17 protein-coding genes are annotated in these 13,068 nt (G+C 32.0%); 6 read left to right on the top strand and 11 right to left on the bottom strand.

What is annotated here, in order from left to right:
• Positions 1-47: 47 nt before the first annotated feature.
• From nusA to B2217_RS14190, 3 genes are all read right to left on the bottom strand, one after another.
• Complete coding sequence (gene nusA, locus B2217_RS14200) at positions 48-1,283, bottom strand: transcription termination factor NusA (protein WP_280037281.1); 1,236 nt, start codon at positions 1,281-1,283, stop codon at positions 48-50.
• 15 nt (positions 1,284-1,298) lie between these two features.
• Complete coding sequence (gene rimP, locus B2217_RS14195) at positions 1,299-1,760, bottom strand: ribosome assembly cofactor RimP (RefSeq protein WP_125350497.1); 462 nt, start codon at positions 1,758-1,760, stop codon at positions 1,299-1,301.
• A 110-nt stretch (positions 1,761-1,870) separates the two neighbouring features.
• Positions 1,871-2,356: a DUF456 domain-containing protein gene (locus B2217_RS14190; RefSeq protein ID WP_125350498.1), complete on the bottom strand. Its 486-nt coding sequence runs from the start codon at positions 2,354-2,356 to the stop codon at positions 1,871-1,873.
• Between the two features lie 65 nt (positions 2,357-2,421).
• Here B2217_RS14190 and B2217_RS14185 point away from each other — a divergent pair, with 65 nt between their 5' ends.
• The 3 genes from B2217_RS14185 to B2217_RS14175 are packed head-to-tail and all read left to right on the top strand — an operon-like array spanning position 2,422 to position 5,196.
• The gene (locus tag B2217_RS14185) at positions 2,422-3,681 is read left to right on the top strand and encodes a mechanosensitive ion channel family protein (RefSeq protein ID WP_280051226.1); all 1,260 of its coding nucleotides are present in this window, start codon (positions 2,422-2,424) and stop codon (positions 3,679-3,681) included.
• A gap of 9 nt (positions 3,682-3,690) precedes the next feature.
• Positions 3,691-4,416, top strand: a complete 726-nt coding sequence (locus B2217_RS14180) for a pyridoxine 5'-phosphate synthase (protein WP_291122930.1) — start codon at positions 3,691-3,693, stop codon at positions 4,414-4,416.
• 3 nt (positions 4,417-4,419) lie between these two features.
• Positions 4,420-5,196, top strand: a complete 777-nt coding sequence (locus B2217_RS14175) for an alpha/beta fold hydrolase (RefSeq protein WP_280045794.1) — start codon at positions 4,420-4,422, stop codon at positions 5,194-5,196.
• Positions 5,197-5,279: 83 nt separating this feature from the next.
• Here B2217_RS14175 and B2217_RS14170 read toward each other — a convergent pair whose 3' ends face one another.
• Positions 5,280-5,819 carry a GNAT family N-acetyltransferase gene (locus B2217_RS14170; protein WP_280045795.1) on the bottom strand — a complete coding sequence of 180 codons (540 nt, stop codon included), beginning with the start codon at positions 5,817-5,819 and terminating at the stop codon, positions 5,280-5,282.
• Positions 5,810-6,823 (bottom strand): ABC transporter ATP-binding protein, encoded by a 1,014-nt coding sequence (locus tag B2217_RS14165; protein ID WP_280045796.1) that lies wholly within the window; start codon positions 6,821-6,823, stop codon positions 5,810-5,812. The genes B2217_RS14170 and B2217_RS14165 overlap by 10 nt, the downstream gene beginning before the upstream one ends.
• Before the next feature lie 100 nt (positions 6,824-6,923).
• Between B2217_RS14165 and B2217_RS14160 the strand changes: the two genes are divergently transcribed.
• The 3 genes from B2217_RS14160 to B2217_RS14150 all read left to right on the top strand — a co-directional run bounded on the left by B2217_RS14160 (position 6,924) and on the right by B2217_RS14150 (position 8,888).
• The gene (locus B2217_RS14160) at positions 6,924-7,610 is read left to right on the top strand and encodes a YceI family protein (protein WP_280045797.1); all 687 of its coding nucleotides are present in this window, start codon (positions 6,924-6,926) and stop codon (positions 7,608-7,610) included.
• 161 nt (positions 7,611-7,771) lie between these two features.
• On the top strand, positions 7,772-8,272 hold the full coding sequence (locus B2217_RS14155) for a hypothetical protein (RefSeq protein ID WP_038335039.1): 501 nt from the start codon (positions 7,772-7,774) through the stop codon (positions 8,270-8,272).
• 55 nt (positions 8,273-8,327) lie between these two features.
• Entirely contained in the window at positions 8,328-8,888 is a 561-nt protein-coding gene (locus B2217_RS14150; protein ID WP_280045798.1) for a cytochrome b/b6 domain-containing protein, read from the top strand.
• Between the two features lie 34 nt (positions 8,889-8,922).
• Here B2217_RS14150 and B2217_RS14145 read toward each other — a convergent pair whose 3' ends face one another.
• From B2217_RS14145 to gldC, 6 genes are all read right to left on the bottom strand, one after another.
• Positions 8,923-9,444, bottom strand: a complete 522-nt coding sequence (locus tag B2217_RS14145) for a hypothetical protein (RefSeq protein WP_180905289.1) — start codon at positions 9,442-9,444, stop codon at positions 8,923-8,925.
• Between the two features lie 35 nt (positions 9,445-9,479).
• Positions 9,480-9,863, bottom strand: a complete 384-nt coding sequence (locus B2217_RS14140; protein WP_114997942.1) for a DUF423 domain-containing protein — start codon at positions 9,861-9,863, stop codon at positions 9,480-9,482.
• Positions 9,864-9,881: 18 nt separating this feature from the next.
• Complete coding sequence (gene tsaB, locus B2217_RS14135) at positions 9,882-10,553, bottom strand: tRNA (adenosine(37)-N6)-threonylcarbamoyltransferase complex dimerization subunit type 1 TsaB (RefSeq protein ID WP_038335034.1); 672 nt, start codon at positions 10,551-10,553, stop codon at positions 9,882-9,884.
• Between the two features lie 82 nt (positions 10,554-10,635).
• A complete protein-coding gene (locus B2217_RS14130; RefSeq protein WP_114997944.1) occupies positions 10,636-11,241 on the bottom strand; it encodes a DapH/DapD/GlmU-related protein in 606 nt (201 codons plus the stop codon).
• 64 nt (positions 11,242-11,305) lie between these two features.
• Positions 11,306-12,628, bottom strand: a complete 1,323-nt coding sequence (locus B2217_RS14125) for a TolC family protein (protein ID WP_114997947.1) — start codon at positions 12,626-12,628, stop codon at positions 11,306-11,308.
• A gap of 96 nt (positions 12,629-12,724) precedes the next feature.
• Positions 12,725-13,051 carry a gliding motility protein GldC gene (gene gldC / locus B2217_RS14120; RefSeq protein WP_038335027.1) on the bottom strand — a complete coding sequence of 109 codons (327 nt, stop codon included), beginning with the start codon at positions 13,049-13,051 and terminating at the stop codon, positions 12,725-12,727.
• Positions 13,052-13,068: the final 17 nt, after the last annotated feature.

The raw sequence follows: 13,068 nt of genomic DNA, 5'->3' as shown, positions 1-13,068 counted from the left end.
ATTTTAATGTTTGCAAATGTATGAATTGTTTATGACTTGAGAATGAATTAATCTTCAAACTCTTCTTTTAACACACGGATTACGTCTAAGATCGTCTCTTCTTCTAGATCCGTACGTTTAATTAAATCATCAACATCTTGTTCTAAAATACTTTTGGCAGTATCTAACCCGATAGCACTAAATGCATCGATTACCCACGCATCGATTTCGTCTGAGAATTCTGATAATTCTACGTCTTCGTCTTGGGCTCCTTCTCTGAAAATATCAATTTCCATTCCAACTAATTTAGAAGCTAAACGAACATTGTAACCTCCTTTACCAATTGCTTTCGAAACTTCGTCTGCATTTACGTAAACTAAGGCTTTGTTTTCTTCTTCATTAATTTCGATATTCGAAATTTTAGCTGGGCTTAAAGCACGTTGAATAAACAAACTCATGTTATTTGTGTAGTTAATTACGTCGATATTCTCGTTACGTAATTCGCGTACAATTGAATGGATTCGAGATCCTTTCATTCCGACACAAGCTCCTACTGGATCGATACGATCATCATAAGATTCTACTGCAACTTTTGCTTTGTCTCCAGGGATACGAACTACATTTTTGATTGTAATTAATCCGTCTAAAATTTCTGGAATTTCTTGTTCAAATAATTTCTCTAAGAATTTTGGTGATGTTCTAGATAAAATAATTTGAGGTTTTGCTCCTCTTAATTTTACATCATCTACAACTGCACGTAATGTATCTCCTTTTCTGAAAAAATCTGATGGTATTTGATTTTCTTTTGGTAAAATCATTTCGTTTTGTTCGTCATCCATAATAATCACTTGTTTGTGACGTACATAGTGGATTTCTCCCGAAACTACTTCTCCAATTAAACCTTTAAATTTCTCGTATAAATTAGAGTTATCATGCTCCATTACTTTAGAAACCAATGTTTGGCGTAATGTTAAAATCGCACGACGACCTAATGCTTCGATCGGAATTTTTTCCGATACTTCTTCACCTACTTCAAAATCTGGCTCAATTTTACGTGCTTCAGATAATTCGATATCTGTTGCGTCGTCTTCTGAGAAACCGTCTTCTACAACAATACGGTTGTGCCAAATCTCTAAGTCTCCTTTATCAGGATTTACAATAATATCAAAGTTATCATCTGTACCATATTTCTTTTTCAAAACACTTTTCAGGGTTTCTTCTAAGATTGCCATCAGCGTAATACGGTCGATGTTCTTATCGTCTTTAAAATCTCCAAAAGATTCAATTAATGCAAGATTGTCCATTAAACTTTAATTTTTTTAAAAGGTGACTTTTATAATCGCTTTCTTAATGTCAGCGTAATTTATTTTTTCTTCGTGTTCTACTGTAATTTTTCCTTTTCCTACAGGTTTTGGTTCGCGTGCTTCCCAAAAAATTGTAACACCTTCTTCATCGGCTTCTACAATTTCGCCTTCCATCACTTTGTCATTTAATGTAGCTTCTAAAGTTCTTCCTACATTTTTAGCAAATTGACGTGGCATGGTTAGGTTACTTCCTACACCAGGAGAGGAAACCTCTAATGCAAAGTCACATTCTTCTCTATCAAGATTATGCTCTACATGTCGGCTTATTCTTACAATTTCTTCGACTGAAAGACCTTCGTCTCCATCTGCTAAAATTACAATTTTATCATCTGGAGTGATTTTCCAATCGATAAGAAACAATGACGGATTTTCCGCAATTGCTTCGTCTATCAGCTGTTTTACTTTACTTGAATCCATATACAACGAAAAAGAGAGCTATAACCAGCCCTCCTCCATTTATTCCTTTAAATTCTTTGCAAATATAGGTCATTTTTTTTTATTGACCTAATTTCAACCATTTAATCTGATTAATTCATCAATTGATATACAAATATTCCGATAAATATTAACGTTAAAATAATGTCGTAACCTGTTGTTAAAATAAATCCTACAAAAGATCCGAAAGCAGATTTTAATGCAACTTTTGGCGAAGCCGCAGTAAAAATTAATTCGCCTAATAATGCTCCCAGAAAAGGACCTACAATAAAACCAATTGGTGGAAAAAATAATCCGATGATTAATCCGATAATAGATCCCCAAATTCCGTATTTGGTTCCACCTAATTTTTTGGTCATGTAAGCTGGTAATAAATAATCTAAAAGCGCACCTAATAACACAAAAAGTCCTGCAATAATTATCGTTCCCCAATTGTAACTACAATCACCACTGAATTTGAAAACCAATAATCCGACCAATGCCAAAGGTGCTCCTGGTAAAACTGGCAAAACAGTTCCGACCAAACCAACAACCAATAAAATTCCACTAATAAGATTTAGTATACTATCGTTATCCATTATTTTAGTATTTTTAAAACTGTAACTTTGCACAAACAAATCTATTTAAACTCAATTAACAGCTTATGCAAGATAAATCTTTTTATGAAGAATTTTCTGATGGTGTAAAATTTTTTTTCAATCAATATTTCAAAATTGATTTGTCTGAAAATCTTTTTAATTTCTTAGAAATTGTCTCTTGGATAGCTATTCTTTTTGTGTTAGATTTTGTGCTAAGAGCTATTATTCTTCCGCTTCTAAAAAAACTGAAAAATTTCACCGAAAACGATTGGTTGAAGTTTTTGTACAAAAACAAAGTCTTTGTTTCAGCTATTCATCTCATTCCAATCAGTTTTGCATTAAGCATGAATGTTATTTTGTTCAAGAATGAAGGAAATATTTTTCATGTTGTTCAACGCATTACACAACTTATTTCATTAATCGTTTTTACGCAACTTATTTTCCGAGTTATCAATACAATTATTGATGTGTACAACGAAGAAAATAGTTATACAACAGTTGGAGTGCGAACTTTTGGGCAAATGTTGAAGTTTATTATCACGTTTTTTGCGATTATTTCTGGAATAATGATTTTGTTTACGGTTGATAAAAACACAATTATTACTGTTCTCGGAGCTTTAACCGCAGCTGTTTTATTGATTTTTCGTGATGCAATTTTCGGATTTGTTTCTGGTTTGCAAATCTCCTATTCTAAAATTGTAAAAGTTGGCGATTGGATTACCGTTTCCAAAGGCGATATTGAAGGAACAGTAAAAGAAATTAACATCAATTTAGTAAAAATTGAGAAGTTTGATAAATCTATTGCAACGGTTCCAACTGTAGATTTGGTATCGTCTCAGGTAACCAATCATATGGCGATGTTGGCAACTGGAACACGTCAAATAAAACGTTCTGTTTCGTTTAATGTAAATTCGTTTCAGTTTTGTAACGAAGAAATGTTAAATCGTTTCGAAAATATTACTTTAATTCATCATTATATTCAACAAAAACGTCACGAAATCTCTATCTATAATCAAAACATTGAAAATTCTGATTTAGATATTAATGGTAAAAACTTAACCAATATTGGTGTTTTTAGAATTTATGTTGAACATTATTTAAAAAGTTTGAAAACAGTTTCGCAAAATGATCCAATTATCGTAAAACAATTACCTGTTTCTCCGCTTGGAATGCCCATAGAAATTGGATGTTTTACAACTTCGGCAAGCAATTTGGAGTTTGAAAGAATTCAGTCTGATATTTTCGATCATTTGTTAACAGCTTGTCGTAAATTTGACTTAGAAATTATGCAAAGCATTTCGCTTTCTGATATAAAAAAATTATAATATAAAATCATGACTAAATTAAGTGTTAATATAAATAAAATTGCCACAATTCGTAATGCGCGTGGCGGAAATACGCCAAATCTTGTAGAAGCGGCAATCAAAATTCAGGAATTCGGAGGACAGGGAATTACGATTCATCCACGTCCAGACGAACGCCATATTCGTTACCAAGATGTGTACGATTTGAAACCTGTTGTAACAACTGAATTTAATATTGAAGGAAAACCGATTGATAGTTTTATGGAATTGGTTTTAAACTCAAAACCAGAACAAGTTACCTTGGTTCCTGATGCAGAAGATGCGATTACATCAAACGCTGGTTGGGATACAATCAAACATTTTGATTATTTAACAGATGTGATTAAAACGTTTAAAGATGCTGGAATCAGAACTTCTATTTTCTTAGATCCAAATCCTGCTTTAATTGAAAGTGCTGCGAAAACTGGTGCTAATCGAATCGAGTTGTACACAGAAGAATTTGCAACGCAATATGGTTTAGGAAATCTTGAAGCAATCAATCCATATAAAGAAACAGCTAAATTGGCAATCGAAAATGGCTTGGCTGTAAATGCCGGACACGATTTGAGTTTAGATAATATTGAATATTTTATTCGTGAAATTCCAACAATTGCAGAAGTTTCTATTGGTCATGCATTAATTTCTGAAGCGCTATATTTAGGTTTAGAAAATACAATACAAGCGTATTTACGTAAAATTGAATTAGCAAATTTGTAAAAAATGGCAGAAATCTTACATAGTAAAATTGTTGGTTCTGGTGAAAAACATTTGTTGGTTTTTCATGGATTATTCGGGCAATTGGATAATTGGAGCACATTAGGAAAACATTTTGGCGAATATTTTACGACACATTTGATTGATTTACGCAATCATGGGCGTAGTTTTCATAGCGAAGATTCTTCTTTAGCAGCGATGACGCTAGATATCGTGAATTATATGGATGCAAATTCTATCGAAAAAGCACATTTGTTGGGACATTCTCTTGGTGGAAGAATTGTGATTGATTTTGCGATGATTCATCAAAATAGATTAGATCATTTGATTGTTGCGGATATGGCACCAAAAGCTTATCAACCTCATCATAATGCGATTTTCAAAGCGTTGAAATCTGTTAATTTTGATCAAGTTGAAACTCGAAAAGATGTAGAAGCAACTTTAGAACAATATATTTCTGAAATTGGTGTGCGACAATTTTTGTTGAAAAACGTTTATCACGCCGATAATGGAAAATATGCTTTTCGATTCAATTTAGCTATTTTGGAGAAATTTTACCAAGAGATGATTGGTTCTGAATTATTGAAAGGAGAATTTGATGGTCCAACTTTATTTTTGGGTGGCGCAAATTCAAATTACATTATGCCAGAAGATGAAATGATTATCAAAGAACGTTTTCCAAATTCGGAAATCAAGAAAATTGCAAATGCAGGACATTGGTTACATGCCGAAAATCCGAAAGATTTTACAGCAGAAGTTTTAGATTTCTTGTTGAATAAATAAAAACAAAAAAGCGAAATTCTAAATTTGAATTTCGCTTTTTTTATATCTGATTATCATTCCAAGTTTATCGAGGAATCTATTCTTTAACTCAATTTATTTTCTCTTAACAACGACCAATAAATCATGGTTGAATCTCTTGTCAGTTCAGAAAAATTTAGTTTTTTCAAAAGTTTAGTTGAACTAATATTTTCTATCAAACAACAAGCGGTAACTTCCTCTAAAGTTTCTTTCGTAAATGCCCAATTTATCAATTCCGCAGCAGCTTCCACGGCAAATCCTTGCTTTCTTTCAGCTTCGATAATTCCGTAACCAATATCACAACTTCTTCCAACGAAATTATAACCTTTAAAACCGATATCACCAATTATTTCTCGCGTTGATTTCTTGATAATCATCCACGATTCGAAACCTGTTGGTGCGTCAACTTTAGACAAGTTCACAATAATTCGAGGCAATGTTTCGATTACATCTGCATCTGGCCAACCTTTTCCTCTAACCAAATTTAATTGCTCTAATTTGGTATAATTATTTTGTAATATATTTTCGCAAATGGAAATCGTAAATGGCATCAAAATTAATCGTTCGCTACACAATTCCGTTACTTGTAAACTTTCTAAATGCATAATTGATGATATTTTATAACTTCAAAATGTATCAACTCATCTTTCGTTAATTTTTGAGAAGAATAAGTCAGCAATTCAATGTTTTTGAATGTAAATCTTACCAAATAATCTCTTCCCTGAAATTTTGATGAAATTACTTTTCCTTCGAATTTTCCATTTTTAGAAATTGTAATTTCTTCTGGATAAATGACTATTTTAGAAGAATCAATCCCTAAATCTTGCGAATCATCCAACACATTTACATAACCAAAAAGTTTGGCCACATAATCTGTCGTAGGAGAATTTCGCACATTCTCGACCTCATCAAACTGAATCATTTTTCCGTTTTGCAAAACTAAAATTTTATCCGAAGTATAAAAAGCATCATTCAAATCATGCGTTGTAAAAATCACTGTAATTTGATGCGCCTTGCACCAATCCATAATTTTTTCTCGAATGGTTAATTTTAATGTTTGATCTAAATTAGAAAAAGGTTCATCCAACAACAAAATTTCGGGTTGTTGTGCCAAAGCTCGTGCAATAGACACACGCTGTCGTTGACCTCCACTCAGTTTATTTGGAAAAATATGTTTAAAGTCTAACATTTCAACCACCGTTAACGCTTCGTCAATTTGTTGTTGTTTAAGCTCTAAATCAAAATTGCTTAAGAATTTTCCGACATTTTCGCCAACCGTCACAAAATCTAACAAATCATAATCTTGCGCTACGTATTTCATCATTTTATGACCTGGAATCAAGTTATAAGCAGGACCACGTAATTTCTTAGTATGATAGTAAATTTCTCCTTCTTTAAAATCTAGCAAACCATAAATCAATTTCAGTAAAGTTGATTTTCCACTTCCACTTTCTCCGATAATACTTATCACTTCGCCTTTGTTAACTGCAAAATTGATGTTATCGAGTACTTTTTCTTCGAAATCTGGATAATTATAACTGAGTTGTTTTACGTTTAGCACGATTGAATAATTTTTCTTATGTTTGGCTAAGGTATTAGATTTATTCAATATGAAATAATTGTTTAATTATTTCATTTATTGATATAAATCAATATCAACTATTAATTTATATTATAGTTTTGTAAAAGAAAAAATTAAAAAAAGCAATATGAAAAAATTATTCTTAGGATTGGCTGTTGTTTCTGCTGTTGCATTAACTTCTTGTGGAGGAAAAACTGAAACTAAAGCTGCAACTGAAGCTCAAGAAGGAGCAACATCAACTGAAGGAGCGGCAGAATATGCTGTTGATACTACTGCATCTGTTGTAAATTGGAAAGGTGGAAAAACTTTTGACGATATCAACAAACCAGAAGAAGGTCACTACGGAGTTGTAAAATTAAAAGAAGGTTCTGTAAAAGTACACGACGGAGTTTTAGAATCAGGGAAATTTGTTGCTAATTTTGCTTCTTTCGAATCTAAAGATTTAGATGCTGATGCTGAAAGCAAAGGAAAATTAGACGGACACTTAAAATCTGCTGATTTCTTAGACGTTGAAAAATTCCCAACTGCAACTTTCGAAATTACAGGAGTTAAAGCTTTAGAAGGAGGAGATTACAATTCAGAAATTTCTGGAAACTTAGATTTCCGCGGAGTTCCTAAAAATGTTACTTTCAAAGCTAATGTAACTGTTGATGCGAATGGTGTTACAATCAAATCTGAAGAATTCGGAATTAACCGTAAAGATTTCGGAATTGTTTTCACAGGTGGTGGAGGATCTATTGTAAAAGACGAAGTTTTATTACAAGTAGATTTATCAGCTAAACCAGCTGCTGCAACTGAAGAAGCTGCAAAATAATCGAATTGAATATTCATAAAATAATAGAAGCCATTTATCTTAGATAGATGGCTTTTTTGGTTTAGAGGCGAAAAAATATAATTTCTCTCATTTTTTTTGTGATAATTAATTGAACTTAATTATATTCGTACTCATAATTAATAACATACATTAACAAAACAATGAAAACAATTAAGTTCTTCCATCCGGATGAAACATTTAATTATAATATTGAAAAATCGTTATGCAAAGTCGTTTTTCAAGGAAATAAAAAATGTTTGTTGGTCGAAATACATTCGACTGATGACTTAGAACACGTAGAAGGCGATTCGTTACAAAACGATTTCCCTCAACTTTCTTTATTTATTGATGATTTTCCTTTGGATGTAGAATCTGTGGAGGAATTAAACGGTAAAAAAGTTTCTATTCCTTATGGTTTTGCCGAGGAAGAAGACGAAGAAGGTGAAACTGTGGAAGTATATTACACAACGTTGAATGTTTCGGAAGAAGATTACGAAACGGTAAACAACGAATTAACTTTTAGTGTAAACGACAAAGGAATTTTGACCTTGAATTGGAAAGGTGAAGTGCAAGATTTTGTAGAAGAATCTGAAAAAGATATTCCTTTCGAAATAGAATGTACATTTGAAGAATTCGAATTCACAGAAGACGATTTTGAATAAAAAAATACAACAAAAACCTCTCAATTTTGAGAGGTTTTTTTAATCACTATAAATTATGAAAAAGTTTACTTTAACCCATCGATTATTACATTGGACAATCGGAATATCGATGATAATGCTTTTCTTAACTGGTTTTTTGAGAATGGAATGGATGAGCAAGAAAAATCTTTCTGCTTTGATTACTAATGAAGTTTCAAAAGAAGGTTTAAACATTTCTGACGCTACTTTAAAAACAATTGGGAGAAGTTCTTTAGAACCAATGTGGCAATGGCACGAAATATTTGCTTATATCGCTTTAGGTCTTTTTGCTGTCCGAATTGTTTATATGCTGGTAAAGGGAATCCGATTTCCTAATCCCTTGAAAAGTCATTCAACATCCGAAAAATTTCAGGGAATAATTTATATTATTTTCTATTTGTTAATGCTAATTAATATTGTGACAGGATTTTATTTAATGTGGGGAAATGGAACTTACAAAGACCCTATGGAAGAACTGCATAAAACTGCAATATATTGGTTTCCTATCTTCTTTCTCATTCATCTCATAGGAGTTATTATCGATGAAGTCAATAAAAATTCTGGAATTGTTTCTAAAATGATAAATGGAAAAAATTAAAAATAGAAAAAAGACACTTTATAAAGTGTCTTTTTTATTTAAACATTTGATATATTTTATCTTTTTCGTAACCTTCGATAGTTACTTTTTGATTAGTACTATAAAATGTATATTCTTTACGATTATCTGTATCTATAATATAATTCGGAAAAGATTTATTTGGTCTTCTCATCCTTGCTTCTTTGAGATTTTTTCGATCCTTGTTGGCTATCAAAAAAGTCTTTTTATCAAGAATCAAAAAGTAATATTCTTTTTCTAAAGAATAATAGTTACTTGACGATTTTACAGTTAAGATTAATTTATTGTCCTTTACTTGATAAGTTCCTTCAGCAAAACCATAATTAGCATTATTGATTTCTTTACCGTTTTTATCTAACTCTACAATACAGTTATAAAAAACCGACTTGTATTGGAATTGTTGGTTGTTAAACAATTTCAATTCAAAGTTGCTATGTTTAAAGATTAAAGGAGTCGTCAACACTAATTTATCTTGCGCTTTTGTATTAATTGCAAGCAAAAATAATAATCCAACCAATAATTTATTCCACAAATTCATATAACTGATTAACAATTATATAAATTTAAAGAAAATTATTTTCCTTTCATAAAAATCCAAGCCAATAAACCCCAACCGATAATCATGAATAATCCTCCAAGTGGCGTAATTGGTCCTAAAAATTTAAGGTTTACGTTCCAATGTTCTGCGAATGACAACAAATAGATACTTACAGAAAAAACAAATGTTCCGGCAATTAAACACCAAGCAGCAGAGCGTTCTAATCCGTTGTTAAATTGAAAATACATTCCAACAGCTAATAAAACTATTGCATGATACATTTGATAACGTACCCCTACTTCAAAACTTGCTAATTTTTCCGCAGGTAAAATTTTCTTGAACGCATGAGCTCCGAAAGCGCCTAATATAACCGCCGTCATTCCGTATAATGAAGCGATTGTCAACACAAGATTTTTCATAAATTATCTCTTTTTATTTTATTCAGATTTCTTTTTTCCAGCCACAAAATCCTTCAAATAATATGGCTCGAAATACGCAACATCTTCAAATGACTTTTGGTTAAATTTTTCTTCCGCAACACGAATCATATCTTTTGCCGATGGAAAAGTTTGTATAAACGTAGCATCCAAATGCGCTAAAACTTCTTGACATTTTTCTGCTCCATCACCCACAAAAATAATTTTCTTTCCTTTCAATTCTTCAAAAGAAGTTTCGTCGATTACTTTCGCTTCGGTTTCTGTTAACTGATTTCCTTGCTTATCGAACAAAGCTGTATAGACTTCCATTCGTCTTGCATCAATCATCGGAATGATATAATCAACCTCTTGATTTAATTGTGATTCCGCCAAAATTTGCAACGAATTAATCGCCATCAACGGGATATCAGAACCATATGCAAAACCTTTGGCAGACGAAACGCCAATACGTAAACCTGTATAAGACCCAGGACCTTTTGAAACACAAACCGCCTCGATATCTTTCCAATTTATTTGCGCACCTTCCACACACCAATCCACAAACTGATTCAGTTTTTCGCCATGTGCATAATTTTCATCACTTTCTTCAACCAAACATAGTTGAACGCCATCTTTAGCAATCGAAACTGAACAATTTTTTGTTGAAGTTTCTAAATTTAAGATTGTTGCCATGATGCAAAGATACATCACGAAAGTTAGATGATTTATGTTTGATAAGATGATTTTCTATCAGAAATGGAGAAAATAATTAGCTTTAATCGATTTGTTTGACCAATTCTAATCTGTTCACAATAGAATTTTGTTCTAAAATAGTTCCTGGAGAAAGAACTGCATTTGCTCCAATTTTTGAATCGTCTCCTACCAAAGCTCCAAATTTCGTTACACCAGTTGAAATAATTTGATCGTTGACTTTTACAGAAATATTTTTATCAATACGTTCATTGTAATGATTCGCGCAAATAGAACCAGCCTCAAAATTTACATTTTCACCAATTAAACTATTTCCAACAAAATTGAAATGTGCTATTGCAGATTTTTCAAAAAGAATTGCTTGTTTTACTTCTGATCCCGGGCCAACAATAACCGAATTCGCAAGAAAAATTGGTCCACGTAAATACGCATGCGCTCCGATAAAACAATTTTCTGAAATAATAATTGTTCCTTTTAGTGTAACTCCTTTCTCTACAGTTGCAGATTTATGAATCGCAACACTACCTTCGATCGTATAATCATCAGATAGTTGCTGAATTTTATTGGTAATAATTTCCTCTAAATTATCTACGATTTCCCAAGGTTGCTGATTTACATTTTCTGGAAAGTGAGACAAAAAACTTTTTATATAATCTTGAATATTTATCATTTCTAAATTTAAAAAATCTAGAAATAAATTATATCAAAAAAAGGTTATTAAAATAGTTAAACCTCTATTTTTCTTCCAACGTAATAGGAACGCCAGCATAGAAATCTAATACTTTTTGTTTGAAAATATAGTTATATTTCGCTTGCAACATTTGCGATTCTGCAACCATCATATCATTACGCGAACGGTTAAAATCATATTGATTAATTACACCGGCATTGTAAGATTTTTGCGCAAAATCGTATGAAATTTTCGCATATTTTACCGCTTCTTTCGACGAATCGTATGACGCATAAGAACTATTTACTTCGAAATAAGCAGACTGAACATTTTTCAACACCTCTTGTTTCGATTGTAAAAGACCAACTTTTGCTAAATCCTCGTTGATTAATGCTTTCTGAATATTAATTTTATAGGAATATTGATTCCAAATTGGAATAGTCACACCAACTCCAAAAACACCTGTTACATTATGTCCTAATTGCTCTAATAACGCATCTTGGCGTAATCTCTTGTTGAAATATTGCAGATAGTTCGTTCCGAAATTGAAACTTCCTGTCACTTTTGGAAATAATGAAGTTCGCGCGATTTGAGTTTCTTTCGCAGCAACATCAATTTGCAATTCGGCATGTTTGACAGAAGGCTGATTTTGATAAGCCGTTTCCACCACATCATCCAAATTATACAATTGAGACGTAACATTATCTGGAATCTTCACATCGGTTACAGCAAAATTTCGGTAATCATTTAATTGCAACAACATCGCTAAATTGAACAATGCACGCTCTATTTCGATTTGTGCATTTACCACTTCACGTGTATTTGTCGCGACTTCAGATTCAGATTGAGCTACAACAGATTGAGCTACAGATCCAGCTTTAAACTTTTTTTGATTTTGATCCAATAATTGTTTCGAAATAGTTAGATTTCCAACTGCAACTTGTTTCAATTCTTTGTTCAATAAAACCGCCAAATAATAATTCGCTACTTGCAACGAAATATCATTTATCGTCATCGCAGTTTGCACTTTCGACGCTTCCAATTCCAAAGCAGCTTTGTCTTTATTCAATTGAACAACTCCACCACTATAAATATTAATGCTAGATTGTACACCAAATGAATGCGCAAATTGATAATATCCCTTTTCTATTGTTGGATTATACGTTCCGATTGTAAAATTAGTATCTACATAACCCGAAACCGTTGGCAACCATGCATTGTAGGTTAACTCTAAATTTTTATTGAAAATTTCTTGGTTGATGGTATTCTGCTGAACAGTCAAATTATTTTTCGAAGCATACTCAATACACTTTTCAATTGTCCATTCTTCTTGGGCAAACGAAGAAAGAGAAGTAATAAATAGTAAAGTAAAAAATAATTGTTTCATAGACTATTCTTGTCAGAAAATTAAAGATATAAAATAAGTCGAATTTCTAACCAAAATGTTACGAAATTCGACTTAAAGTTTTATTTGGTCAGTAAATTAACCTTTAATTTTTGAAGCAATTGCAAATTCTTCTGCAAAAGCAGCGATTCTTTCTGCAACTTCTTTTTCCTCTGTTGCTCTTTCGTAAGAACTAGACATCGAAATTAAAATTTGGTGAAAGAAACGTTTCATATCATCTTGTGTCATTTCTTTTGTCCACAAATCGATGCGCAAAGCTTCTTTTGCTTTATCATCCCAAACAGAAAGTAACATTGCTTTTGTTTCTTCGTGACTAATTCCACCGTCTGGTGCATTCCAAGTCATTTTTTCTGGTACGTGATTTTCGTCCAATTCAATCTCTACCGTAATATTTGTTGTTCTCATAACTTCTAATTATTAGT

It is taken from the genome of Empedobacter sp. UBA7620 (genome assembly GCF_002484185.1).
Lineage (GTDB): Bacteria > Bacteroidota > Bacteroidia > Flavobacteriales > Weeksellaceae > Empedobacter > Empedobacter falsenii_C.
This window is presented reverse-complemented; position numbering and strand designations above follow the sequence as displayed.